The organism is Pontibacter mangrovi (assembly GCF_006385705.1).
Classification (GTDB): domain Bacteria; phylum Bacteroidota; class Bacteroidia; order Cytophagales; family Hymenobacteraceae; genus Pontibacter; species Pontibacter mangrovi.
In genome coordinates, this window is record NZ_VFRQ01000002.1 from 201,018 (window position 1) to 226,162 (window position 25,145).

Sequence of the window (25,145 nt, forward strand, 5' to 3'; positions counted from 1 at the left end):
TGGCCCCTAGCGCAAGTGGCTTGCGGTGCCGGGGTCAAACCACCCCTGGCTCTCTCCCGAAACAAGTGCGGGATCTGCGAATTGTTTAAGGCGGGGAAATTTCTGCAAAAGTATGAACTCACCCCTTAGAGCTACGCTCGCTACCTTCGAACTCCCGTTCTCGGTAGTCCAGAGGAGGGGAATTAACCTCACCCCAGCCCTGTCCAACCACCCCTGCCCCTCCTTGTCTAAGGAGGGGAATTATACTTGTTCCATAGCCCGAGCCGTGGCTATCTAAAAATGATCCCAGCCTTTGGGTGGGGGTCTCCCCCAAGAGTGCCTTCTAGATTTTCGGTGCCGCCTTGGCGGCATTGCGACGCAGGAGCAAAGGAAATGTAGACAGCGCGATACCCTTATCGAGGGCCCCTACCCCCAAGGCGAGGCCTCCCGGCCTTGGAGGGAACCAAGTATGAAATGCAACTTTAGGTTTGTAAGACTGAGGATGAAACGGCAGATAGTAAGGGTGGCTTAGTTAAAGTTGCGGAAAGCGGTGGCTATAGCGAGGTACAAGCGGACGCTTGCGCTAAGGAAGCTTTAGAAAGTATAACTAAAGTATAGCTGTGGATATAAAATCGGTCTGGAGCCCCAAGGCAGCCTGGCAGATTTTAGTCGAAGCGAGTTACACTTCTAAGAAGCGCTTCACCTCCCCCACTACCTCCTCTTCTATCACTACTTTAAACGCCACATGCGGGCGGGCGGCGAAAATGCGCTGGAGGCGCGGTTGCAGCCCAGTCAGGATAACTAGCCGCCGTTTTTCTTCCTCGAACAGCTCCTCCAGCAGCGGCATTATACTTGCCAGCTCGGTTGCCTCCCCATCCGCTTTTATACATACCACCGCACGGTGGCTTTCGCGCAACAGGCGCAGGGCGTAGTGTTGCAGCAACTCATCAGAGCGGGCATCCAGGTCTAGCACCGTTACCTGCGGAAAGCGTTGGCGCACCTGCTCTGCCACGGGCTGATGGAAGGCGGTGCTTTGCGTTAGATCCAGGTATAGAAAAGCCTGCATCAGCGCACCATCAGTTTAACAGCGGCCGATGCTCCACGCTCAGAACTTGCCCTGATGATGTAGATGCCCGCCTGCAGCTCCTGCGTTGGCACTGCATGGCTGCGGCTGTACTTACCGCGCTGTGTGCGGTACACACGCTGGCCAACGATGCTGTATACGTCCAGTTGCACCGGCTCCGAAGCCTGCACTTTTACCGGCTCCGCCAGCGCTTGGTCGTGCGGGTTAGGGTATACTTGCAGCGCCAGCCTGGCATTTTCGCCGGGGCCGGCTGCGTTTCCTGCGGTTTGCTGCAGCAAGTATAAACCACCTCCCCTGCTGCCCAGCGCCAGGTACAGCGTGTTGTCTCCTTCTAAAGGCGCAGCTGTTATACTTAGCCCGTTCCCAAGCCGGGTAGCCTGTACCTGTGCGGTAAGCTCATTCTCCAGCACCTCGGTTTCGGCATCAAGTCCAGCGTTTTGGCTTTTTATGATGTTGCGGTAACTACGCAGCTCGCCGCTTTCGTCCACAGTCAGCAGGTCCGGCGCACCGTCTCCGTCCACATCATACACAAAAGGATGCAGGTAGCGGCGCTCAAAGTCGTAGCCTATGCCGCCAAACTCTGTGTTCTCTAAAGTATAAGCCGGCGCTGTGGCAGTGCCGGTATTCCGGTAAAACTCCAGGTTGCTGGCGGCTTTGCCAAGCAGCAGGTCCAGGTCGCCGTCTCCGTCCAGGTCAGTAAAGGCAGGTGCATCGCCTTCTGCCACTCTTTGTAGCACCTGCAGGTAAGCCATGTCGTAGCTGAGCGGCTGGCCTTTGGCGGCCAGGTTCTGGAGCCATACGATGCGCGAGGAGCCTGGCTGCACGCCGCTGAGGGTAAGTACAAGGTCTGTAGCGCCGTCTCCGTTCAGATCGGCAAAGGTGGGTTTTATGTGATATACTTGCTGGTCGTGGAGCTGCAGGTAGTTATCTGTAACAAGTGTAAAGGCAGGCTCCGAGGCGGTGCCGGTGTTGCTGTATAAGCTCAGCGAGCCGCCGTACACGCCATCCCGTAGGCTGCCATCATTTCCCACCAGCATATCCAGGTCACCGTCGTTGTCCCAGTCCGCAAAAGCCGGGTAAGCTCCCTCCCCCAGGTCAATCATCTGGTTCTGCAGAAAATCGCCTTGCACAAAATCAAACGCTGGCCTGTTTTCGGTGCCTTTGTTCTGATACACCCAAACCGACTGCTGAAAGTCCATGTTATGGGTTTCCTGAGACACTTGCGACGTCACCAGCAGGTCCGGCACGCCATCAAACGTAACGTCCTCGTAGTATGCGGCCGGGAACATGTTCAGCACGGCGGGCTTCGTTTCGGGGAAAAGCGGGTTTACATCCGTCATCAGGGCATCTGTTTCGTTGCCCTTGTTCTCCATCAGCACCAGGTTTGGGCAACTCACGCTACCCGATACCAGTTCCTTGTCGCCATCACCGTCCAGGTCCAGCAGCAGAAGCGAGGAGCCGGCGTGGCCGGAGTGCATGGGGCTGGCTACACTATGGCCCTCGTTACTACTGCACGCCTCCCCGAATTTGTAGTCATTACAGCCCTCGCACTCGGTTATGCCGCCCCACCAATCTGTCTGAAGCTTAAAAGTTAACGTGCCGCAGGCCTCCTCCTGCTCTGCCTGCATGTTGCGGTAAAGCTCCAGTTTTGTACCCTGCGAGAAGTTGGTCACAAGTATGTCCAGGTCTCCGTCGTTATCCGTGTCTGTTATCGCGGGCACATCGGCGCTGTTCATCTGTATGTTGGCGTTTCTGCTGCCATAATGGATGCCTTCCGTCACCAGCGCGAACGCAATATCCTCCTTTTGCTCGAACACCCGGATGCCGAGCAAGGAGCTGGTAAAGATGTCTTTCAGGCCATCGCAGTTATAGTCGCGCAGCAGCACCCAGTCGCTTAGGTCATCGGGAAACAAAGCCTCATACTCTGGCGCATACGCATACTTCCACTGCCCTGCCTCCTGCACCGCCAGCCAGGTAAACACTTTCTGCAGCTGCCTGTCAAAGGCAAACAAATCCTCCTGCCCGTCCTGGTTCAGGTCGATGGTGGAGAACTGCGGCGCGTTGAGCCCGCCGCTCCAGGGGCTCGCCAGTTGGCCGGCCGGCGTCGTGACAGGTATGCTTTGGCTGATGCGGAAGCGAAGCGGCTCCGGCTGCTGCGCCAGGGCAGTCGTGGCCCAGCAAAAGGCCATCAGAAGGGCAAAGGGTACTCTCATGCAGGTAGCTTCTTCTTAGTGGATGTATGGTTTGTGCTATTTTGGTGAACGGGAGGACCGCTACTGTCGTTTTTGTCTAATTGGATGTATATTGCCAACAGGCAAAGCCACGACTAGTTTAGCCGCTTGTTATTACAGGAAACACCAGAATCAAGCTAAAATTAAAGCATTTCATGCAGAATACGATCGAGTTTCTATACCAAAAATACCTGGAGTGCCGCCACGTCAGCACCGACTCCCGCGCCGCGCAGGACCAAAGTATGTTTTTCGCCCTGAACGGCCCCAACTTTAAAGGAGCAAAGTTTGCGCAGATGGCGCTGGAGAAAGGTGCCAAGTATGCCGTGGTGGATGACCCAAGTATGGCCTCGGATAATGTATTTGTAGTGGAGGATACGCTGCAAGCGCTGCAGGACCTGGCCCGCCACCATCGCCGGCAGCTAAGTATACCGGTGATCGGCATCACGGGCTCCAACGGCAAAACCACTACCAAAGAACTCATACATGCGGTGCTGAGCCAGAAGTTCAACACGCTTTACACGCAGGGCAACCTGAACAACCACATTGGGGTGCCGCTCACGCTGCTGCGCCTCACCCCGGAGCACGAGATGGCCATTATCGAGATGGGTGCCAACCACATCGGCGAGATTGCGCTGCTGTCTTCCATAGCGATGCCCACGCACGGCATGATCACGAACATCGGAAAAGCACATTTAGAGGGCTTCGGCAGTTTGGAGGGTGTGGCCCGCGGCAAGAGTGAGCTGTACGTGCACCTGCTGGAGCATGGCGGCACCGTGTTCATCAACACCGGCAACGAGCACCTGATGCGCATGAGCCGCCGCATCGAGAGCAAAGTAACTTACCCGGCACCAGGAGATTTTTATCATAGCGAACTGCTGGAGGCTTCGCCTTATGTGGTGTACAAGGATGAGGAAGGCAACGTGGTGCACACGCAGCTGGTGGGCAGCTACAACTACGAGAACATGGCTGCCGCAGTCTGCATCGGCAAGTACTTTGGCGTGCCGCTGCAGAGAGCCAACGAGGCCATCGCCAACTACAGTCCGGTCAACAACCGCTCGCAGGTGCTGCAGAAGGGCAGCAACACCATCATCCTGGACGCCTACAACGCCAACCCCACCTCCATGGCCGCCGCCGTGCGCAACTTCGGAAGTATGAACGCACCCAAAAAAGCGGTTATACTTGGCGATATGTTTGAGATGGGCGCAGAGAGCGAGGCTGAGCACCGCGCCTTGGGAGAAGTAGTAGCCCAGCAGCCGTTCGACACCGTTATACTTTGCGGTAAGGACATGCAATACGCCGCCGGGGTGAAGGACAGCTTTTTATACTTTGAGACGAAGCCGGAGCTGCAAACCTGGCTGCGCAAGAACCCGGTAGCCGATAGCTATGTGCTGATCAAAGGCTCGCGCGGCATGGGACTGGAGACGCTGGTGGAGGAGCTATAAACCAGTAAAGAAGGCGATTTAATTGATTTTGCCTGATTAGTGTCAATAAAGACTTGATAAGTTTAAAGCCTTGTAGAGACGCAACGTATTGCGTCTCTATTTTTTTGAGCCCAGATAAACAGAGCAGAGGGAGTTTACAGGATCTGCAAAAGGAAAAACGAACAGGCCTCAACAGAAGAGGCAGCAACTATAAAGCTGCTGCCTCTTCTTCGTAAATTAAAATCCTGTTAAATCAGTCGAATCCCCTTCATCACCGGTCTAGAAAGGTGAACTGAAATGCTCCAGCGTCGGCAGCACCTCATCCTTCGGCGATACCAGCGGCTCGGCTATGCCCCAATCTATACCTAAAGCAGGGTCGTTCCAAAGTATACCGCCTTCCGTTTCAGGCGCGTAAAAGTCGGTGCACTTGTAAAGGAAGGTGGTATCATCCTCCAGCGCCACAAAGCCATGCGCAAAGCCTTCCGGTATGTAAAATACATTGTGCTTTTCAGAGTCGAGTATGCAGGCAACGTGTTGGCCGTAAGTAGGCGAGTTCTGGCGTAAATCCACGGCTACGTCCAGTGCCTTGCCCGTGCTTACCCGCACCAGCTTTGCCTGCGCATGCGGCGGCTTCTGGAAGTGCAGCCCGCGCAGCACCCCTTTCTTCGACATCGACTGGTTATCCTGCACGAAGTTCGGTTTCAGGCCGAGCGGCTCAAACCACTTCATGCTGAACGTTTCCATAAAATACCCCCGGTCGTCGCGGAAGATGCGCGGCTGAAACTCTATTAGGCCCTCAATTCCGAAAAGTTTGTGATCCATCTTGTGTAATCTAATATGGCTAAAGTGGCGTTAATGGCCGGCAAGTTAGCCATTTTGCGGGCAGCATCAGAAATTTTAACGTAATTTGCATACGCTCTTTCAACCAAAGTATAAAACATGCAAGCAACTGTTGCGTTTCTGCACACGCACGTACTGGTCGTGGTGCTGTTCCTGCTCCTGTTTGGGGCAAAGGCGGTACTGCTCCTGCTTAACAAGCACAAGGCGCTGGCAAAAATGCGTAAACAAACACGTGTGCTGGACATCATCTTTGGCACGCTTATACTTGTTACCGGCGGCTACCTGCTCTTCCGTTACCAGGGAGATCTGCCCGCCTGGCTTATCACCAAAGTGGTACTGGTAGTAGCGGCCATCCCGCTGGGTATTGTAGGCATAAAACGCGAGAACAAAGCGCTAACGGTGCTCGCACTGCTGCTCTTCCTGTACCTGTACGGGGTAGCCGAAACGAAAAGCCTGAAGATGAAACCAACCGCTGCCAGCTCCACGACGGAGGCAACGGCCACACCCGAAACAGACTCCGCCGAAATGGGCGATGCCAGCCTGAGCGAGTCGAAGGAGGTGCAGCAGACCATAGTGGAGTCTATGAGCGAGGCGCAGCTGGCAAACGCGCAGGCAATCTATACCCAGCTTTGCCAGACCTGCCACGGCGCCGACGGCACCAAAGGGCTTGGCGGCGCCACTAACCTGCAGGCAAGCAACCTGAGCCAAAGCAAGCGGGTAAACGTAATCGCAGAGGGCTGGGGCCTGATGCCGGCCTTTGGCAGCCAGCTGACCGATGAAGAGGTGGAAGCTTTGGCCGCCTATACCATGACGCTTAAGAAATAATGAATGGCTAAAAAGAAATATTACGAAACCTCCAAACCACAGGAAACCGCCGTGCTGGTGGCGGTGCCAAGCTATCGCCAAACCGATGAGCAGACGGAGGAATACCTGGATGAGCTTGCTTTTCTGGCTGAAACGGCCGGGGCGCAGACGCTGAAACGCTTTGTGCAGAAACTGGATAAGCCCGATGTGCGCACGTTTGTGGGAAGCGGCAAGCTAGAGGAGATAAAGGCTTTTGTAAAGGAGCACGAGGTGGATATGGTGATTTTTGACGATGACCTGAGCCCCTCGCAGGTGCGCAACATTGAGCGCGAGATACAGGTGAAGATCGTGGACCGGAGCCTGCTTATACTTGACATCTTCGCCCTGCGCGCCAAAACCGCCCAGGCACACGCCCAGGTAGAGATGGCCCAGTACCAGTACCTGCTGCCGCGCCTCACCAACCTCTGGACGCACCTTTCCAAGCAAAAGGGTGGTATTGGCATGAAAGGCCCGGGTGAGACAGAGATTGAGACGGACCGCCGTATTGTGCGCGACAAAATATCCTTGCTGCGTGAGCGCCTGCGCAAGTTTGAGAAACAGAATTTTGAACAGCGCAAGGCGCGGGCGGGCATTGTGCGCGTGGCGCTAGTGGGGTATACCAACGTGGGCAAATCAACCCTGATGAACCTGCTGTCGAAGTCCGAGGTGTTTGCCGAGAACAAGCTGTTTGCCACCGTGGATGCCACCGTGCGCAAAGTCGTGCTGGATAACATACCTTTTCTGCTCTCCGATACAGTAGGGTTTATCCGCAAGCTGCCTACCAAGCTCATCGAGTCGTTTAAGTCTACCCTGGATGAGATACGCGAGGCCGACCTGCTGGTGCACGTCGTGGATGTATCGCACCCTTCGTTTGAGGACCATATTGGCGTGGTGAACCAAACGCTGAAAGACATCAACTCTGCCGACAAGCCGGTGCTGCTGGTGTTTAACAAGCTAGACCAATACCTGAAGAAGCGGGAGCAGGAACTGCAGGAGGAGCAGCAGGGCATGAACGAAGAAGGCGGCCACCACGTGCGCCCTTCCGTAGAGGACCTGAAGGCAACTTACATGGCCAAAGAACACGCGCCGGCTCTGTTTATCTCCGCCACCGATAAGCTTAATATTGAGGCGCTGCGCGAAGAGCTGCAGCGCCGTGTGGCCGAGATCCACTTCCAGCGCTACCCAAACAACGTGTAGCCAGGCTCACCCATTATTCTATTCGAAGCCCGCCCTGCCCCGCAGCGGCGGGCTTTTGCTTTGAGCGCTGCCATTGCCACTGCCATACTTAGCCAGACACACACAACCATTTAGCCATACTTTCAGTAAGTAGCAAAGCCACAACTGTGGCCTTGGGAGGCCCTTGCTGGCCCTGAGAAACAGAAAATGTATGAAAACGCTTTATATCCTTAGGCACGCCAAATCCAGTTGGAAGTTCGATGAGCTCAGCGACCACGACCGCCCCCTGAACAAGCGGGGACGCCACGACGCGCCGCTGATGGGGCACGAGCTGGCCTCGCGTGGCGTAAAGCCGCAGCTGATCATCTCCAGCCCGGCGGTACGGGCCATCAGCACAGCGACGCTGGTAGGCCGGGAGCTTGGCTACGACCCTGATGACATTGAGGTGAACACCGACGTATACGGCGCTGGCAAAAAAGACCTGCTACAGGTGGTGCAGGGCGCCCCGTCCGACATCGAGACCCTGATGCTGGTGGGCCACAACGAGGCTATTTCGGAGTTTGCCGATATGCTCTCGATGGAGCCTGTTGGCAGCCTGCCCACTGCAGGCGTGGTAGGGCTGGAGTTCGACTGCGAGAGCTGGTACGACATCTCGAAGGACAACTCCAGGCAACTGTTCCTCGACTTTCCCAAGAACCATAAATAATATTACCCTTGCCGCCCCTCCGGTGGCAGAAGAACGCAACCCATCATGGTAAAAGAGAAAGAAAAAGCCCTGAAGGCAACCGCAGCTACCCCTTACATTAACCGGGAGCTGAGTTGGCTGGCTTTTAACTATAGAGTACTGCAGGAGGCAAAAGACAAGAACGTGCCCCTGCTAGAGCGCATTAAGTTTATGGCAATATTCTCGTCTAACCTGGACGAGTACTTTAAAGTGCGCGTAGCCACCCTGAAGCGCCTGATCAAACTGAAGCCCAAAACCCGCAGCAAGCTGGACGAAGAGCCCCAGGAGACGCTGGGCCAGGTACTGCAGGAGGTGCACCGCCAGCAGGAGGAGTTCGGCCAGGTATACCGCGACGGCATCTTGCCGGCCCTGCGCGAGCACGACATCCACATGCTAACAGAGCACAACCTGAACCCCGAGCAGAAGGAATGGATCACAGACTATTTTAAGGAAACGCTGGAGCCGCTCCTGCTGCCCATCAACCTCGATGAGACGGAGACGCACCTGTTCCTGCGCGACCAAACCGTGTACCTGGGCGTGAAGATGTGGGAAGCGGCTGAGGCCGATGCCAAACCGGAGCGTTTCGCGATGCTGGAGATCCCGACAAAGAAGCACGGAGGACGCTTTATTAAGTTACCTACCGTAGACGAGCAGCGCTACGTCATGTTCATTGATGATGCCATCCGGTTCTGCCTGCCCCTGCTGTTCCCAAAGTATAAGTCCTTTGCCGCCCATGCTGTTAAGGTATCGCGGGATGCGGAGCTGGATATTGAGGAAGAGGTATCGGGTAGCTTGATGGCCAAGATACAGAAGAGCCTGAAAAAGCGCGAAACCGGCTATCCGGCCCGCCTGCTCTACGACCCCGAAACACCGCAGGACCTCCTGGACCGCATGATGGCGCATACTGGCATTACGGAGGAGGAACTGGTCGTGGGCAGCAAGTACCACAACTTCCGCGATTTTTTTGGTTTCCCGGACTTTAACCTGCCCGACCTGAAGTATAAGCCGCAGCCCACGCTCATACACCCCGAGCTGGAAAAAGAGCCAAGTATAATTGCGGCCATGCAAAAGAAGGACTACCTGGTGCACTACCCGTACCAGTCATTTAGCTATGTGCTGCGCCTGTTTGAGGAGGCTGCCAACGACCCCAAAGTTACGGCCATGAGCGCCACGCTTTACCGCGTAGCCGACAAATCGAAAATTGCCAAGGCACTGGTAAAGGCCGCCAAAAACGGAAAACTGGTAACCGTGGTGGTGGAGCTGAAGGCGCGCTTCGATGAGGAGTCGAACATATACTGGGCGGGCAAGCTGCAGAAGGCTGGCGCTAACGTCATCTTCGGCGTACCAGACCTGAAAGTGCACTCCAAGATAGGCCTCATCACCCGCAACGAGGAAGGGAAGCTGGTAAACTATGCCTACCTGAGCACCGGCAACTACAACGAGGCTACCTCCAAGATTTACGCCGACCACGCCCTCTTTACCTCAGACAAACGCCTGACAAAAGACGTGGAGCAGGTTTTCAACTTCTTTATAGACCGGCAAACCGACAAGAAATTTGAGCACCTGCTGGTAGCGCCCATCAACATGCGCCAAAGCTTTATAAAGTTTGTTGACCGAGAGATTAAAAACGCCCGCAAAGGCCTGCCCGCAAGTATGACCCTGAAGATGAATGCCCTGCAGGATACGCGCATGATCAAGAAGCTGTACCAGGCCAGCCAGGCTGGCGTAAAGGTGAAACTGCTGGTGCGCGGCATTTGCTGCCTGGCACCGGGCATAGAGGGAATAAGCGAGAACATTGAGGTACGCAGCATCGTGGACCGCTACCTGGAGCATGCACGGGTATACCTTTTCCATAACAACGGCGATGAGCAACTATACGTAGCTTCCGCTGACTGGATGACCCGTAACCTGGACCGACGCGTGGAAGTGGGTTTCCCGCTGTACCAGAAGGACCTGGTGGAGCAGGTACGGCACATTATAGACCTGCAGCTGCAGGACGACACCAAAACCCGCTCCGTAGACAACAGCTACGTGAAGCCAGCCGCCGCTACCAACGTGCGCGCGCAGTATGCCACCTATGATTACCTGCGCGAGCTGGTGCCACAGGACATGCCGCCTGCCTGCAAAGAGTAGAAACGGAGAAACACGCATCCACAAAAAAGCCCCGGCTATACTTCTAAGTATGGCCGGGGCTTTTTGCTGTAGCTGCCGCCGCTACTTTTGAGTGAACCTTCTGGGTGGCACCAGGAAAACCTCGACCCGGACGTAGCCACTGCCCGCCAGGTCATTTTTAATAAGATCATCCACAGAGCCTACCTCATCAAAAACACGGTGCCTGTAGTACTGCCGAAAACCGCCCTCCACGGCAAACCACAGAAAGTCGTAAATCTCGCGCTCCATGCGCGCCAAGCCTTTTATGTCGGTGCGGCGCAGCTCCAGGTCCACGAACTCCGATAGCGGGGCCTCATCCACATACATGTTGTAGCTGGCCCCCTCTAGCCGGTAGCCGGCATAAAAAAGCGTTTTTTCGTTGGCATTGTAGCGCAGCCGCAGGTTAGCCGGAAAAATAGACTCTACGCCCCATTTCGGGTTAAAGGTGCGGTTGTACAGGATACCGGGGTATACGCGCTGCCGGCCAAAAGTATAGCCCCACTGCAGGCCCACGCCAATGGCGTAGTCCGGCGACTTCTTCCAGCCATAGCCAAGGTCCACCGTGGTTTTCAGGTAATCGGAGATGTTGATGTCGTCGCGGGTGTAGTCTCCGTTCAGCTCGCCTTTTATCCGGACCAGGTAGAAGTTGCGCTCGTTGAGGGAGTGCAGGAAAGCCGCCTGCAAACCAATGCTTTTCAGGTTCTTGTCTTCCAGGTAGCGGTACAGCCCGTAAGAGTTTTTCGTCAGGCCATCAAAGTTAAACTCCTCCAGTTCATAGTCAAAGCCAACGATCAGTTTGCTTTGGGGCTTGTTTAGCACAGGCGCAAAGGCACGCACCTGAAATTTGTTATGACGCTTGATGTGCCCCGAGCCGTTGCCCACGCGCGGGTCATCAGACTCAGAGTCTATATCGAAATTGGGCAGGCGCTCATAGCTAACCACTACGCCCTGCGGCTTGCCCATGCCACGCACACCCGGCGCCGCGTATTCTTCAATTGCCTCTACATCAGGCCCCTGCGCCTGCGCAGGAAGTATAAACCCGCTGAAGGCAAGTATAAAGCACAGTAAAATATTCTTCTTCATAGTTTCTTGTCGTGTAAAAAATTCAGCAGCTGTTGCTCCAGCTTGCCCCTTTATACTTGTAAGCACCTGTTTGTGTTAAAAAAAGAAGCCGGAGGTGAGCATCCAGTAGCTTTGTTCGTGCCCATTGGTGTAGCTCAGCGACAGCACCGTGCGGTTCAGCAGGTCGAGCCACACGCCGCCGCCATACCCTACGTGCATGTTCCGGAAAAAGGCTCCCTCAGGCTCGCCGTCCATGTACACGCGCCCCACATCCATCAGGCCCAGCAATCCAAACCTGATAGGTGTAAAGTATACATTGTAGTCGATCAGGTGCAGCCGCGCCTCGCCGTTGGCATACACGCTGCTTCGGCCGGCAAAACGGGTGCGCCTAAAGCCGCGCAGGTTCTCGGTGCCGCCCAAGGTGCTGGCCTGGTAAAACCGGTAATCGCCGTAGTTGCGCGAGGCCCCTAAACGGCCTGCCCAGGTAAGCTTGAACGGGAAGTTAGGCGTGATGTAAAAGCGGAACTCCGAACTGATGTTTGTGAAGTGCAGCTTTTGGCCGCCCAGCTGATGGTTGTAGCTGATGGTATTGTACCAGCGCATGCCAATGCGGGGATTGGCTGCTGTGCTGCCGCCACCGATTACCTCCAGGTTGGCAAAGGCTTTTGCCCCCAGGTAGTGCAGCGGCTCAAACTGCTGCGTTAAAGCGTCATAAGTACCCTCTTGCAGCAGCCCCTGCTGCCCCTGGCTCAGGAGGAAATTCTCCCCCGAAGGCGTTTTTACCTCGAACCTGTCGTAGGTTGGACCCAAGCCAAATTCCACAAAGGCCACCGGCTCCCGCACCAGCGCCGCCCCTAGCGTTTGCCGCTCATAGTTTACGCTGTAAAAATCATCGCCTGCGCCGGCTGCCTCCTCGGTTTTGTTGCCTAGCCCGTAGAAGTTACGCCTGAACTCCGGCCCTTGCAGCTGCGCGTCCAGGGCCAGGTGCCAGTAGCCCAGCACTTGCCGGAAACTGCCGGCATACTTCAGGTCATACGCGTCGGTCCGGAAGGCATACTTGCCCTCCAGCAGGTGCTCGGCCGCATAAGGCTTCTTGCGGAATTTTTGCGTGCGCCACAGCACACCGATGCCAGGCACTGCCCCGTCGTCCACGTTATAGGCTGCTGAAAGGCGCGGCGCGATGTACGGCAGTTGGTAATTATCCCGGTCATAGAGGTTCACTTCCTCATCGGCCCTTGTTTTGTCTTTTGTTTCGCTGCCGAAGCTGAGGCGGTTGCCTTCTTCCGTGTCGTACACCACGGTATACTTTTTCAGGCCACGCACATGGGAACTGTCCGTGATCACGTCCTCATCGTCTCCGCCAATGATGCGCACCAGGATGCTCTTATCCACATCCCCCGACAGCACAAACTCGTCCAGGCCGCCCATGCCGTAAATGCGCACTTCCTTTGTCTGGTCAGTGTAAAAGGTGCGGTTAAAGATCTCCTCCCGCACCTCGCCCTCTTTGGAAGTTTTGTAGCCGATTACCTGCAGTTCCTGGTCGTTCAGGCGGTTTATCAGGAAGCGCTCATGCTTGTCGCTGCCCGTAATGTCCACGTACTTAGCCAGAAAGTCGTAGTACTGCGCCGCTACTTCCGGAAGTTTCTCGCGCCTTGCCTGCAGCTTTTCCGTTATCTCTGCCGCCGATAGTTTGCGTATGGACTCGGGCCACTGCTGCATTGCCTGCGCTATCACCTCGTCGGTCATACTTTGCCGGATGTCTTCGGCTATGCGCAGCCACTCTTCCCGGGTCACTTTTGATGTGAGCGTGCGGTCCAGCGTCAGGCTGCTCAGGTTAAGCCCCACCACATCCGGGAAATCATACCCGAAGTTCTGTATGTTGCGGATGCCCCACCTGCGCGTAACCAGCCACGGCAGCACGCCATCGGCTTTAAAAAAGGCCTGGTCGCGGTCCTCGGGCACCGGGGTGTATAGCTTGCCTTTGCCGGGCTTGTCCTCCTCCACCCAGCGCCACTGCCCCTCATGCCGGTCCCAGTCGCCGATGAGCATGTCGAAGAGGCGCGCCCGCACGTACTCCTGCTGGTCCACCTCGTTGTCGTTGTCCTGCTCCAGTTCCTCCAGCACCTTGTCGGTGCCCACCAGGTTTTTGGCATAGCCTAAGCTGGCTGTTTCCTCGTGGTTCTCATCGGCGTCTTCCTCCAGGTAAGCCAAGGTGTTACTAAACTCATCCTGGTACTGCCGCAGGTAAGGCGTGTTGGGGATGTAGACGAGTTTGGGGTTAGTGTGGTAAACGCCTGCGGCATCGGCCAGCGGCGGGATGATCAGGGCGCCGTATGGGTGCTGCGCCGATATCTGGTCCTGCAACAATGTGCGGGCAGCCGTTTCGCGCAGGTAGGGCGGCAACGACATGGTGGGGTCTTTATCCACGGTGCGCAGGCTATACTCCTTGGCCTCCGGCGTGCGCACCTTTAAGGCCGCTGTCTGCTTGCCGCCGCCTTTCTGGTAAGGCGTCAGGCCGCCTTCTTCCTGTTTCATGTCCAGCAGGGGCACCTCTATAGGCGTGCTCCACTCCCGGCGGTAGTGCTTGCCCAGCAGCGCCCGGTGCAGCCCGCTGGCCTCGTAGGCGGAGTTGGCGGCCAGGGTGATGGTGCTGTCGGCGTAGTTGGTGTCGTCGGATGGGCGTGCACGCTCTTTGCGGGGCTTTTTGGTATAAAGCAGCGTGCGGTAGGTTACTTTGCCCGTTTCGCCTTCTCCTTCCGGCACCCAGAACTCGGCCCACACTTCGCCGTTTTGGTGGTAAGTCGTCTTCACGAAGCCCTTTATCTTCTGGGCATAGTCGGCACCGCCGCCAGGCTTTACGTAGTCGGTTTTGCAGCCGGCCCCGCTGATGATGTGCGCCAGGTCATTATACTTAAAATACTGCAGCGCATGCTCATGGCCGGCGGCATACACCACGTTGTCATACTTGTTAAAGATATCGAGCAAGCCCTGGATATAGGCCTGATAGCGGGGGTGCGGCACGTCCTGCAGAATACCGCCATACTTGCGCGCGAACGGGTAGATGGAGCCGATAACCGGCAAAGGCAGGTAAGCCCAGTTGTACAGCATGGTTAGCGGAAAGAGATGATCCTTGAGCGTGAAGAAACCGCCGTGCTCGCCGCGGGTCATGAGCGGGTGGTGCCCCACCACCAAAATGTCGCTGCCGCTGTTTTTCTCGATGATGTCTTCCAGTTGCACCAGCATCTCTCCTTCTGTGGCGGCGCCGCAGTTGCTGTTGTCGCCGTAGGGCCGGTTAAAAGGGTGCAGCCACCACTCCGAGTCCAGGGCAATCATCACCAGGTCATCGCTCAGCCGCACCTCATAGGGGCCGGGGCAGCCGTCGCCGGGCACGTAAAAATCGCCGCCCACCACAATGTTCTCGTCGGTCAGGTACTCGTTCACGAAGCGCTGCTCCCGCATCACGAACTCCAGGCCGCCGCGCCCGCTGTGGTTCCAGTCGTGGTTGCCGGGGATCATGTACTTCTCGCCGGGGTAGCCCCTTAAAATATCCAGCTGTGCCGTCAGGCGGTCTTCCGATACTTCTCTGTCGTACCTGCCCTCCGGCGGCAGGCCGTTCATGTATACATTGTCACCCAGAAAGATCGTGGCGCTGCTTTCGCCGGTTTCCATCATCATCTTGCGCATCAGCTTCAGCGACGGCTCGCCATCCAGCATAGGCGCCCCCACGTCCCCGATCAGATACACCGTATAAAGCACATCGTTGCCGGGCTCAGGTTTACTCTGTTCCCAATTAAGGGCCTGGCTGCTGTAGTGCGGCTCTGTGGAGATACAAGCGGAGAGAAAGAGGCTTAACAGCACACACCACCCGTAGCGTTTTAGTGGCCGGTGTATACTCTGCATCGTTTTTATCATAGTGGTTTGTTGGCTAAGGGTGCCTCCTGACATAGCACGCCGCTGCGGATGCCAGCCTGCCGGCATTGCCGTGACATACAGGCTTTGCCAAAGGAAGGGTGATGCAGGGGCGCACAGCTGCTTAAACGGCACTGTGCCGCCTCATCCGTACACGGCGTTTGCCATGGGCGTGGCAGAACAGGAATTGATAAACGAGTTGGCTTGGCTTTTAGTTGTTACCTAGTATTATACTGCCAGACACCCCCGCTGTTACTCTTTTCACTAACAATTTGTTGTTTTTTGCCGTAACCGCAGATTACCAGATGCCTCACATTTGGCACGCCGCCGACAAAAGCCATACTTGTGTCGGCAAGCTACTTAACCGATTATGGAAGATCAGACACTTGTAAAGCAAGCCGGGGAGTATGTCTTCAGGCTGTATAAAGACAGACTCTCGAAGAAACTTGTTTACCACAACTATAAGCACACCTTTGAAACCGTGGCCGAAGCCCAGGACCTGGGCCAGCGGAGCCGCATCACGGAAGACCAGCTGCAGGACCTGGCCCTGGCCGCCTGGTTTCATGACACGGGCTATGTAAACACCTATGATGGGCACGAGGAGGAAAGCGTGCAGATCGCGACGGAGTGGCTGCAGGAAAAGCAGTACCCGCAGGAGCGCATCGAGCTGATTGCCGACACCATACGCGCCACCCAGCATGGCCGCGAGCCCGAGACCCTGCTGCAGGAGCTGCTGGTAGACGCCGACATGTCGAACATAGGCAAGGACACCTTTTTTGCCACCGCCGAGTTGCTGCGTGTGGAGTGGGAGATCTTCCGGGACAAGTTTTTTTCGGATAGCGAATGGGAGCAGTTCCAGATGGACTTCCTGCTTTCCACCACCTTCCATACCAACCAGGCGCAGCGCAAGTTTGCCTCGCAGCTCGGCCTGAACATACAGGAGCAGCGCAGCCGCCTGAGCAAAGAGCTGGAGAAGAAGAAAAAGGAGGAGAAAAAGCACAACAAGACGCTGGCGCAGCCCAAGCGGGGCATCGAAACCATGTTCCGCAACACCTACCGCACCCACCTTAACCTCAGCGCCATAGCCGACAACAAGGCCAACATGATGATCAGCCTCAACGCCATCATCATCTCGGTGATTATTACCTACCTGAGCGCCAAAACCTCCACCATCGGCATCGACTATACTACGCACCGCACATTCCTTATCCCGATCGGCACGCTGCTGCTCACCACGCTCGGCTCGGTGGTGTTTGCCATTATCTCGGCGCAGCCCGAGGTAACCAGCTTCACGTTTAAAAAGAAGCGCAACCAAAAGCTCGACACCCGGAAAGTGAACCTGCTCTTTTTCGGCAACTTCACCAACCTGCCCCTGGAGGAGTTCCAGAACGGTATGCACGACATCATGCGCGATAAGAAGTCGCTTTACAACAACATGATCACCGACATTTACTACCTGGGCGAGGTGCTTAGCCGCAAGTATAAAATCCTGCGCATTTCCTATACCATCTTTATGCTGGGGCTGGTGCTTACCGTACTTGGCTTTGTGTACGCCATCACCAGCGCCTGATTTATACTTGCCCCCGGTACCGACATCTGCCAAACACAGTTCGTAAAAAAATAACCCGTTTTATACTTAGATAGCGCCGTGATTTCATAAGTTAGTAGCAAAAAAGGCATCGATAAGACGCACGTTATCGCCATGGGTTCAAAAATTAATGACACGATGCTGGAGAAGATGGCCGCGTTCTCTCCTGACCTGATGTGTGCTATCGATGCAGCGGGCCGCTTTGTGCATGCCAGCAACGGCAGCGTGAGCACGTTGGGCTACACCAGCGAAGAGCTGACGGACCGCCACTACTCCGAGTTCACGTACCCAGATGACCTGGAGGCAACGGCCCTGCACATGGCGCAGCTTACAGGCGGCGGCGAGGCTGTTGCCTTCGAGAGCCGCATGGTGCATAAAGCGGGGCACCTGGTAACGCTGCGCTGGTCTGCCGTGTGGTCGGAGGGCGATGAGCTGGCGTTTTGCACCCTCCGCGACATCAGTGCCCATAAGCTGGATGAGCACCGGCTGGAGGTAAGCGAGCAGAAGTATAAATCCCTGTTCAACAACAACCCCGATGTTATTTTTCTGGAGGATGCCGACGGGCAGGTGCTGGAAGGCAACCTGAGCTTTTACAGGGCATTCGGACTTGCCCCAGAGGCCATTCTGCACCGGCAGCTGCAGCCTTACCTTCCCCCTGAGATGGGCAAAGTATGCGCGGCGGCCTTGCACCAGGCGCTGCAGGGCATCTCCAGCAGCTTTGAGCTGGTATTGTATACTTCCTCCCAAACCGAGCGGCGCGTGTATGATGCCGTGAAGCAGCCGGTCATGATCGGGGGCAAAGTGGCTTTTGTGCAGACCATTGCCAAGGACATCACCCCCATGGTGCGCTCCTACGAAACCATACAGCTGCAGGCAAACAAACTCAACACCATTTTCGAGAGCATCACCGACGCGTTTTTTACGCTGGACAGAGACTGGCGCTTTACCTACATCAACCACGAAGCAGAGCGGCTCCTGCACCTGGACAGAAAAGTACAGCTGGGCCAGAACATCTGGCACGTTTTTCCGGTGGAGATCTTCGGGGAGTTTCAGCGGCAGTACCAGTATGCGGCAGATACCGGCAAGGCAGTGCATTTTGAGGCATACAACCCGCACCTGCACAAGTGGGTGGAGGTAAAGGCGTTTCCTTCGGAAGAAGGCATTTCCGTATACTTCACAGACATCACCGAGAAGGTGGAAGCCCGAAAAGAACTGGAGAAGCTGTCGCTGGTGGCCAGCAAAACAACCAATGGCGTCCTCATCCTAAACAAGGACTTTAAGATTGAGTGGGTAAACGAGGGCTTTGTTAGCCTTACCGGCTACAGCCTGCAAGAAGCCGCCGGCCAAACCCCCTTCAGCTTGCTGCATAACCCCACCGCCGACCAAAGCTCTCTGCAGGCCGTTATGCACAAAATGCAGCAGGGCGAGCCGGTGTCGTTTGAGATCCTGCGGAGCAAGAAAAGCGGGGAAGACCTTTGGCTTTTGGTGCAGGTAAACCCGATCTTGGATGAAAGTGGCCAGGTGGACCGCTATGTTTTCATTCAGTCTGACATTACAGAGCGGGTAAAGTCGCAGGAGGAGATAAGCATGCTGTCGCTGGTGGCCAGCCGCACCACCAACTCTGTTATCATTATGAATGAGAAAGGGCAGATGGAATGGGTAAACGAGGCTTTCAGCCACCTCACGGGCTATACGCTAGACGAGGCGCTGGGCAACAAACCGTTCAGGCTTTTGCAAGGCCCCCACACAGATCAGGCTACCCTAAACCGGATTGTGGAGAAACTGGCAAGCCAGCAGCCCATTAAAGAGGAGATACTCGTATACCGCAAGTCTGGCGAAGAGCGGTGGTTCTCCATTGACGTGAGCCCTGTGCTGGACACTGACGGCACCGCGACCAGGTATGTTGGCATCCAGACGGACATTACTGACCTGAAAAGATCGGAGCAGGAGCTAAGCAAGCTGGCCCGCGACCTGTACCGGCAGAACAGCGACCTGCAGCAGTTCTCCTACATCGTGTCGCACAACCTGCGCTCGCCGGTGGCAAACATACTTGGCTTCACCAACATCCTGGCCTCCATCGGGAAAGACTCGCCTGTGTTTGATGCGTCGATAGACAAGTTGAAGGAAAGCGCACGCAAACTGGACGAAGTGCTGCGGGACATGAACACCATTTTGAGCATCCGCGACAGCAAAGGCAACCTGGAGCTTAGCCCGATTAGCCTGCGCGAGGTGATCGATCAGGCACAGGCCTCCCTGCACGAGCTGCTGCTGCAGAGTGCCGCAGAAGTTACCTGCGACTTTGGCGAAGATGTTGTGGTGGAGGCCAACAGGGCATACCTGTACAGCATATTCCATAACCTGCTTTCCAATGCCATTAAGTATAGGTCGGCGCTAAGGCCGCTGCAGGTAACCATCTCCTGCATCTACCACAATGCGCAGGGCACGCTCATCTCGTTTTCCGACAACGGCTCCGGCTTTGACATGGACCAGGCCAGGGAGCATGTGTTTAAGCTTTACAAGCGGTTCCACCGGAACAAGGAGGGCAGCGGCATTGGCTTATACCTGGTAAAGTGCCACCTGGAGGCGATGGACGGGCACATAGAAGTGAGTAGCGAAGTAGAGAAAGGCACCACATTCCTGATTTACCTGCCCGGCCCACGGCAGTAGCGGCAGGCCACACCTGCTTTCGCCAGCCAAATCTCTTTTTACAGAAACACCTGCCATTTTTCTTCCCATGACACCTGAAGCACAAGACCCTGAGTCGCAGCGGCTCGTGCAGCTGCACCGCTACTTAGGCATTCCAAGTATAGAAAAAGGCGGAGTCTACAGCCATGTGGTAGGCATGGCGGCGCATATCTTTAAAATGCCCATTGCTTTCCTGAACTTTGTGGCGAAGGAGGAGGTGCTGACCCAGGCTAGTATAGGTTTGCCCGGCCTCACGAAAGTAAGCCGGGAGAAAAGCCTCTGCTGTTTTGCCATACTTCGGGATGAGGTAACTGTTTTCAGGAATATACGGGAAGAGCCGTGCCTTTTTATGAGCCCCTTTGCCCACGGGGAGTTTGGCGTGGCCTTTTATGCGGCAGCTCCCCTTGTCTCGCCGGGCGGCCTTAGAGTGGGCGCTCTGGGCGTAGCCGATACCAAGATCCGGGACTTCTCGCGCCTCGATGAGCTAGCCTTGCAGAAACTGGCAGCATACGTTATACAGCAAATAGAAGCGCAAGCTGCCGCAACGCGTTAGCGGTGGCTGCATACGTTGCCGGGCTAGATAGGCTCACCGTCACTTTGGTAACTATCCTGTGGCGCAGCAGCTTTTACGATGGCCTCCAGCTGCTCCTGCGAGAAAGGCTTTTGCAGCATGCCAGCCACCAGGGGGCAGGTAGTGCTGTGGGTACGGTCCTGCTCCCATACCGACGAGGAAAGCACGTATAACCGGCAGCCTTGCGCCCGAAAAGCCGCGGTGTGCTTCTCCAGCTTTTGCAGCATCTCCCAACCACCCATAAAGGGCATGTTCAGGTCCAGCAACACCAGGTCGGGCAAATTGCCTGCCAGTACGTCCGCCTCCAGCTGCGCCAGCGCGTCGTGCGTGCTTTCAAAGCCCGATAACCCCGTTTCCGGGGTAGACAGCGTAAAAACCAGCTGCGTCAGGTACAGCGTTATCTGGTCGTCGTCAATGATGTATGCTTTCTTTAGCATTTGACTTAAATTTTATACTGAATGTAGTGCCGCAGCCGGGCTCCGAAACTACTTTTATACTTCCGTGCAGGGCGTCTAAGTATGTTTTTACGAGATACAGGCCCGCCCCGCGCCCTTTGTACCCCCTATGGAACTTCTTGTACAGCTTAAAGATGTGGTCTTTGGCCAGCTCCATGTCCATGCCGATGCCATTGTCCGTTACCGTCAGCTCCACCTTCTTCTTGGTCTTCACAGCCGAGAGCTTCAGGTGCAGCGGCTCCTGTGCTTTCCGGAACCTGATGGCGTTGGAGATCAGCTGCTTCAGCACCTCGAACAAGTATGCCTTGTTTGTCCGGAGCACGGCCTGGTTGCGCACCTCCAATTCAACGGTATGCCTGATTTTGGAGAGCTTGTGCTGCATGGCCGCGATCACTTCATCAAAAAGCTGCCGTAGGTCCACTTCCTCCAAGTCCAACGACATGCTCCCCTCCCGAACAGACAGCACCTGGTTCATGTCCCGGATCACATGATCAAGCTTAAAGGCCGACTCGCGCACCCGCAGCAGCGCCTCATCAAACATAATGGAGTTTTTGCCCACCAGCTGCAGAATATCGGTCAGGCCGATGAGGTTTGCCGCCGGTGCTCGCAGGTTATGCGACACCATGTAGCTGAACTGCTGCAGATCCCGGTTCTGCTGAAACAGGTCCTGCGCCAGGCGCATCAGGTCCTGCTCCCGCTGTTTACGCTCTGTTATATCGGTGCGGATGGCAATAAACTTTTCCACCTGCCCTGCTTTATTGTAAATTGGTGTAATCTCCAGGTAAAACCAAATTTTGCGCCCATCCTTGGCATAATTCAGAACCTCGCCTTTAAACGCCTGCCCGTTGCCAAGCTTCTTTTTAAGCTTTTTCAGGGTTTTAGCAGAGGTTTCTTCCCCGGCCAGCAGCTCCTGCGGCTCGCGGCCAAAGCAGTCGGCCAAGGTAAACCCCGTCAGGTCTTCAAAAGCCTCGTTCACCCACTCCATGCGGCAGGCGGCATCCATCACCATCACGCACGTGGTGGTTTTGCTGGCCACCAGCGCCAGCTTCTCCAGCCTGTCGCTTTCCCGCTTCCGCTCGGTTATGTCCTCAAAGTGCACCGACACGCCCTTGGCTAACGGGTATATCTGGAAACTCAGGACAGAATCGTCTCGCTTGCCCACCGTTTCCTCGAAGCTCACTGATAACCCGCTTTGCGCCACTTTATTGCACTCCTGGTAAAATTGGGTCTCCATACACTCCGGGAACAACTCCCAGATACAGCTGCCGATCAGTTCCTCTTTGCTTTTGCCCACATAGGAGGCGTAGTAGGAGTTAACGTAAGTATAGCTCCAATCTTTATCGAGGGAGTAAAAGGACTGCGGGATGCGCTCCATGATGTTGTTGAGCAGCTCAGCCTGCTCGGTTACCAGCAGGGTATACTTTTTCTGCAGCGTGATGTCTTTGGCGATGCCCTGCAGGCTTACCACCTGACTCTCGATCAGCACGGGAAACACGGTAATGCCCAGGGTGCCCACCTCGCCGCTTGGCCGCACCACCGACAGCTCCAGATACTCTGAGTTGCCGCCCATGGTGTTTATAAAAGCCTGCGTAGCCGTGGCCATGTTGTCTTTGTGCACAAACTTCTGGAAATGCGAGCCCAGAATCTCCTCGTCCGGGTACTGCAGCACCTGCGACACCGTTTTGTTGACGCGCACAAACACGCCCTCTGCGTTCAGCTCAAACACAGCGTCGGGGTGGTTGTAGAACAGCGACTCGTAGTGTGCCTGGCTCCTGTCTTTCAGCTTTTCCTCCATCACGTAGTCTGTCACGTCGCGCGAGTTAGTCACAAAGCCCTTTATCTGATCTACGTCCGTCTTGTTTGTGATAGAGGCCTCAATCCAGCGCCACTCCCCGCTTTTGGCCCTGAACCTGAACGGGGGCAACAGCGCGCTGGCTTTAGTCACGGCATCGGCCAGCGCCAGCGTGGTAAAGCCTATGTCTTCTGCATGCACGTACTCAAAGGCGCTCCGCCCCACCATCTCTTGCGGCTGGTAACCCAGAATGTTTAGCACCGAACCGCCCACAAAGCTATACCGCCCCTCTGCATCGATGATAGAGATCAGGTCTGTGCTGTTTTCCAGTAGGGCCAAAAAGAAATTGTTTTCACGCTCGTCATTCCAGGGCATAGTCCTACATTTTGAGTCTCCTTACCATCACTACAAAGTATACTTATTGCTTTTGACCTTGGGCACAGGCAGCCGGCACCCGGCTTTACGTTTGGGCTGCTTTATACTTTATGCCAAACAGCGCTGTAAAGAAACATCTCTAAAGCTTAGCTTATTTACCACTCTTAAAGATAGCAAGCAAATTAAATATGGCACCACAGCCAAATGCACTAATATTTCAAAGTATATACCTTAATTATACTTGCCACTTTCGGGGCATGCCATCTGCTGTAACAGATGGTGTTGCACTTAGCCTACTTTGCACAGGTGGGCCAGAAAGCTGAAAGTTAAGAACCGCCCTACAGAACAGGAACAGCGGCTGGTGGCCCATACTTATACTTGCATTGTGGGGTGTATTGTCGGGTAAGAACCGCAATGCCGGCGGCACCGGCACCAGGAAAAGCAGGGACGGAGGCATTTTTTTTACCGCTCCGAAAACAAAAGCCGCTTAACCGTGTAGTATAGCATCGTGTAAAGAAATTTACGTTTAGTGCCGTTTATTTAACATACCTTTGATACAGTATAAATTGCACAACATCGCCTAGCAATGGACTCATATAAGCTACTTGTAAACTTGCCAGACACAGTGGTTTTCCTTTCACCGGACCTGAAAGTACTGGAAGCCACAGACGATTACCTGAAAACAACCATGCAGACGCGGGAGGGGCTTATCGGGAAAGACTTCCTGGAAATGTTCCCGGACAACCCCACCGAACAGGAGTCTAAGAACATGCTGCTGCTGCGCGAGTCGCTGCTGCGGGCGATACAAACCAAGAAGCCGGACTACCTCCCTACCATTCGCTACGACATTCCTATTCCTGCCTCGCGGGGCGGCGGATTTGAGAAGCGCTACTGGGAGGCGGTGCACAAACCTGTTTTGGGCGACGACGGCAACGTGCTTTACGTAATCCAGAAAACCAGCGATGTAACGCAAAGGGAAGTTGCCAAGCGGGCTGCCGAACTAGAGGAGTCTAAGTATAAGTTTATGATGAACGCATTGCCGCAGCTGATTTATACTGCTGCCCCCGACGGCAAGGCCACCTTTTATAACCAGCGCTGGTACGACTACACGGGCACTTCCGCAGAAACCCTGGAGCAGCATAGCTGGCAGGAGTCAATTCATCTGGAGGACTTGCTAAGAGTGGAGCAGATAGTGGAGAAGGCAATGCAGGAGGGCACCGAGTTTCAGGCTGAGGTAAGGATCAAAGACAAAAACGGCCGTTACCGGTGGTTCCTGTCGCGCAGCATCCCAATGCGAGACAAGCACGGCAATATACTCCTGTGGATAGGCAGCGCGGTCGACATCGATGCCACACGCCAGCTGGTGCTGGAGTTGGAGCAGTCTCATGGGCAGATGGTGGAGCTCTCGGAGCAGGTGCAGCAGGCGTATGCCAAAGCCGAGGCGGAGCGCAAAGTGCTGGAGCGCCTCGTCATGAAAGCGCCTGTGTTCTTCTGCATCCTTCATGGCCCGGAGCACCGCTACCGGCTGCTTAACGAAAAGTACCAGCAGCTGATGCCCAACAAAGAATTAATAGGCAAAACTGTTGCAGAGGCCTTGCCAGAGGTAGCAGAGCAGGGCTTTGTAAAGGTGCTGGACGAGGTGTATACTACCGGTAAGGACTTTGTGGCAGAGGGCATTCCTGTGATGGTGGACCGCTATAACACGGGCAAGCCCGAGCAGATGCACCTCACCTTTATCTACCAGGCTATTTACGACGAGAACCAGAAAGTAACTGGCATCATGGTCTGCGGCTACGATTTAGCAGAGCGCAGCAGCACTAAAAACGAAGAATAAACTTTGCGTTTCTATACTACCACAGTAAAACCTGAACAAGCCGTATGGAGTTAGCCCGCCTGGATTTCCAACAACTCAGGGTAAAGCATATTTTCTGCAAGTCTAAAGTGCGGACTGTGCTTTACGGGGCAGGCGACGACAGCAGCTTTTTTCAGAGCCAGAACCCCGTGTCGCTGTGGTTTACTTCCGTCGGGCAAGTAAAGTATGGCAAGGAGCCGGAGATGCAGCACCTACACCGGCTGCACCGGGATTTCTCTGTGCTTTCCGATGAGTTGATAAAAAAATACAAAAGCGGCCAGATTGAACAGGCGCACGCCGGTTTGGCAGAGTTGGGAGAGATGTCTGATAAGTTCCTGAAAATAGTCTCCTCCCTAGAAATGCGCTATCAGTAAGCAATTTTATACTTTGTGATTTTCCCCTGCTCC

Annotated in this window: 17 protein-coding genes; 10 read left to right on the forward strand and 7 right to left on the reverse strand. The window is 55.2% G+C overall.

The window, feature by feature from the left end; translation table 11 throughout:
- Positions 1-658 precede the first annotated feature (658 nt).
- On the reverse strand, positions 659-1,045 hold the full coding sequence (locus FJM65_RS04430; protein WP_239022819.1) for a hypothetical protein: 387 nt from the start codon (positions 1,043-1,045) through the stop codon (positions 659-661).
- The gene (locus FJM65_RS04435; protein ID WP_140619871.1) at positions 1,045-3,276 is read right to left on the reverse strand and encodes a T9SS type A sorting domain-containing protein; all 2,232 of its coding nucleotides are present in this window, start codon (positions 3,274-3,276) and stop codon (positions 1,045-1,047) included. The genes FJM65_RS04430 and FJM65_RS04435 overlap by 1 nt, the downstream gene beginning before the upstream one ends.
- A 173-nt stretch (positions 3,277-3,449) precedes the next feature.
- Between FJM65_RS04435 and FJM65_RS04440 the strand changes: the two genes are divergently transcribed.
- The gene (locus tag FJM65_RS04440; RefSeq protein ID WP_140619874.1) at positions 3,450-4,736 is read left to right on the forward strand and encodes a UDP-N-acetylmuramoyl-tripeptide--D-alanyl-D-alanine ligase; all 1,287 of its coding nucleotides are present in this window, start codon (positions 3,450-3,452) and stop codon (positions 4,734-4,736) included.
- A 258-nt stretch (positions 4,737-4,994) separates the two neighbouring features.
- On the opposite strand, the gene rfbC is transcribed toward FJM65_RS04440, so the two are convergent.
- Positions 4,995-5,537: a dTDP-4-dehydrorhamnose 3,5-epimerase gene (gene rfbC / locus FJM65_RS04445; protein WP_140619876.1), complete on the reverse strand. Its 543-nt coding sequence runs from the start codon at positions 5,535-5,537 to the stop codon at positions 4,995-4,997.
- Positions 5,538-5,654: 117 nt separating this feature from the next.
- On the opposite strand from rfbC, the gene FJM65_RS04450 reads away from it, so the two are divergent.
- The 4 genes from FJM65_RS04450 to ppk1 all read left to right on the forward strand — a co-directional run bounded on the left by FJM65_RS04450 (position 5,655) and on the right by ppk1 (position 10,431).
- Positions 5,655-6,380 carry a SirB2 family protein gene (locus tag FJM65_RS04450; protein ID WP_140619879.1) on the forward strand — a complete coding sequence of 242 codons (726 nt, stop codon included), beginning with the start codon at positions 5,655-5,657 and terminating at the stop codon, positions 6,378-6,380.
- A 3-nt stretch (positions 6,381-6,383) separates the two neighbouring features.
- Positions 6,384-7,595: a GTPase HflX gene (gene hflX / locus FJM65_RS04455; RefSeq protein WP_140619881.1), complete on the forward strand. Its 1,212-nt coding sequence runs from the start codon at positions 6,384-6,386 to the stop codon at positions 7,593-7,595.
- A 190-nt stretch (positions 7,596-7,785) separates the two neighbouring features.
- Positions 7,786-8,280, forward strand: a complete 495-nt coding sequence (locus FJM65_RS04460) for a SixA phosphatase family protein (protein ID WP_140619884.1) — start codon at positions 7,786-7,788, stop codon at positions 8,278-8,280.
- A 45-nt stretch (positions 8,281-8,325) separates the two neighbouring features.
- Positions 8,326-10,431, forward strand: a complete 2,106-nt coding sequence (gene ppk1, locus FJM65_RS04465) for a polyphosphate kinase 1 (RefSeq protein WP_140619886.1) — start codon at positions 8,326-8,328, stop codon at positions 10,429-10,431.
- Positions 10,432-10,512: 81 nt separating this feature from the next.
- On the opposite strand, the gene FJM65_RS04470 is transcribed toward ppk1, so the two are convergent.
- Positions 10,513-11,532 (reverse strand): DUF6268 family outer membrane beta-barrel protein, encoded by a 1,020-nt coding sequence (locus FJM65_RS04470; protein WP_140619888.1) that lies wholly within the window; start codon positions 11,530-11,532, stop codon positions 10,513-10,515.
- A gap of 75 nt (positions 11,533-11,607) precedes the next feature.
- Positions 11,608-15,423, reverse strand: a complete 3,816-nt coding sequence (locus FJM65_RS04475; protein WP_239022820.1) for a BamA/TamA family outer membrane protein — start codon at positions 15,421-15,423, stop codon at positions 11,608-11,610.
- A 367-nt stretch (positions 15,424-15,790) separates the two neighbouring features.
- Here FJM65_RS04475 and FJM65_RS04480 point away from each other — a divergent pair, with 367 nt between their 5' ends.
- From FJM65_RS04480 to FJM65_RS04490, 3 genes are all read left to right on the forward strand, one after another.
- Positions 15,791-16,990, forward strand: coding sequence for a Pycsar system effector family protein (locus FJM65_RS04480; protein WP_140619890.1), 1,200 nt, complete (start codon positions 15,791-15,793; stop codon positions 16,988-16,990).
- A 132-nt stretch (positions 16,991-17,122) separates the two neighbouring features.
- On the forward strand, positions 17,123-19,675 hold the full coding sequence (locus FJM65_RS04485) for a PAS domain-containing sensor histidine kinase (RefSeq protein WP_140619892.1): 2,553 nt from the start codon (positions 17,123-17,125) through the stop codon (positions 19,673-19,675).
- Positions 19,676-19,742: 67 nt separating this feature from the next.
- On the forward strand, positions 19,743-20,246 hold the full coding sequence (locus FJM65_RS04490; RefSeq protein ID WP_140619895.1) for a GAF domain-containing protein: 504 nt from the start codon (positions 19,743-19,745) through the stop codon (positions 20,244-20,246).
- Between the two features lie 23 nt (positions 20,247-20,269).
- Here the strand turns inward: FJM65_RS04490 and FJM65_RS04495 are convergent, their stop codons facing one another.
- Both FJM65_RS04495 and FJM65_RS04500 read right to left on the reverse strand, forming a co-directional pair.
- Positions 20,270-20,701 carry a response regulator gene (locus tag FJM65_RS04495; protein WP_140619897.1) on the reverse strand — a complete coding sequence of 144 codons (432 nt, stop codon included), beginning with the start codon at positions 20,699-20,701 and terminating at the stop codon, positions 20,270-20,272.
- Entirely contained in the window at positions 20,676-22,886 is a 2,211-nt protein-coding gene (locus tag FJM65_RS04500; RefSeq protein ID WP_140619898.1) for a PAS domain-containing sensor histidine kinase, read from the reverse strand. The genes FJM65_RS04495 and FJM65_RS04500 overlap by 26 nt, the downstream gene beginning before the upstream one ends.
- 613 nt (positions 22,887-23,499) lie before the next feature.
- On the opposite strand from FJM65_RS04500, the gene FJM65_RS04505 reads away from it, so the two are divergent.
- Both FJM65_RS04505 and FJM65_RS04510 read left to right on the forward strand, forming a co-directional pair.
- The gene (locus tag FJM65_RS04505; RefSeq protein WP_239022821.1) at positions 23,500-24,720 is read left to right on the forward strand and encodes a PAS domain-containing protein; all 1,221 of its coding nucleotides are present in this window, start codon (positions 23,500-23,502) and stop codon (positions 24,718-24,720) included.
- 44 nt (positions 24,721-24,764) lie between these two features.
- Positions 24,765-25,112, forward strand: coding sequence for a histidine kinase (locus FJM65_RS04510; protein ID WP_140619902.1), 348 nt, complete (start codon positions 24,765-24,767; stop codon positions 25,110-25,112).
- Positions 25,113-25,145 lie beyond the last annotated feature (33 nt).

Excerpts from the sequence above, each read along its gene's own strand:
- FJM65_RS04430 (WP_239022819.1), bottom strand. The coding sequence starts at position 1,045 with ATGCAGGCTTTTCTATACCTGGATCTAACGCAAAGCACCGCCTTCCAT.
- FJM65_RS04435 (WP_140619871.1), bottom strand. The coding sequence starts at position 3,276 with ATGAGAGTACCCTTTGCCCTTCTGATGGCCTTTTGCTGGGCCACGACT.
- FJM65_RS04440 (WP_140619874.1), top strand. The coding sequence starts at position 3,450 with ATGCAGAATACGATCGAGTTTCTATACCAAAAATACCTGGAGTGCCGC.
- rfbC (WP_140619876.1), bottom strand. The coding sequence starts at position 5,537 with ATGGATCACAAACTTTTCGGAATTGAGGGCCTAATAGAGTTTCAGCCG.
- FJM65_RS04450 (WP_140619879.1), top strand. The coding sequence starts at position 5,655 with ATGCAAGCAACTGTTGCGTTTCTGCACACGCACGTACTGGTCGTGGTG.
- hflX (WP_140619881.1), top strand. The coding sequence starts at position 6,384 with ATGGCTAAAAAGAAATATTACGAAACCTCCAAACCACAGGAAACCGCC.
- FJM65_RS04460 (WP_140619884.1), top strand. The coding sequence starts at position 7,786 with ATGAAAACGCTTTATATCCTTAGGCACGCCAAATCCAGTTGGAAGTTC.
- ppk1 (WP_140619886.1), top strand. The coding sequence starts at position 8,326 with ATGGTAAAAGAGAAAGAAAAAGCCCTGAAGGCAACCGCAGCTACCCCT.
- FJM65_RS04470 (WP_140619888.1), bottom strand. The coding sequence starts at position 11,532 with ATGAAGAAGAATATTTTACTGTGCTTTATACTTGCCTTCAGCGGGTTT.
- FJM65_RS04475 (WP_239022820.1), bottom strand. The coding sequence starts at position 15,423 with ATGATAAAAACGATGCAGAGTATACACCGGCCACTAAAACGCTACGGG.
- FJM65_RS04480 (WP_140619890.1), top strand. The coding sequence starts at position 15,791 with ATGGAAGATCAGACACTTGTAAAGCAAGCCGGGGAGTATGTCTTCAGG.
- FJM65_RS04485 (WP_140619892.1), top strand. The coding sequence starts at position 17,123 with ATGGGTTCAAAAATTAATGACACGATGCTGGAGAAGATGGCCGCGTTC.
- FJM65_RS04490 (WP_140619895.1), top strand. The coding sequence starts at position 19,743 with ATGACACCTGAAGCACAAGACCCTGAGTCGCAGCGGCTCGTGCAGCTG.
- FJM65_RS04495 (WP_140619897.1), bottom strand. The coding sequence starts at position 20,701 with ATGCTAAAGAAAGCATACATCATTGACGACGACCAGATAACGCTGTAC.
- FJM65_RS04500 (WP_140619898.1), bottom strand. The coding sequence starts at position 22,886 with ATGCCCTGGAATGACGAGCGTGAAAACAATTTCTTTTTGGCCCTACTG.
- FJM65_RS04510 (WP_140619902.1), top strand. The coding sequence starts at position 24,765 with ATGGAGTTAGCCCGCCTGGATTTCCAACAACTCAGGGTAAAGCATATT.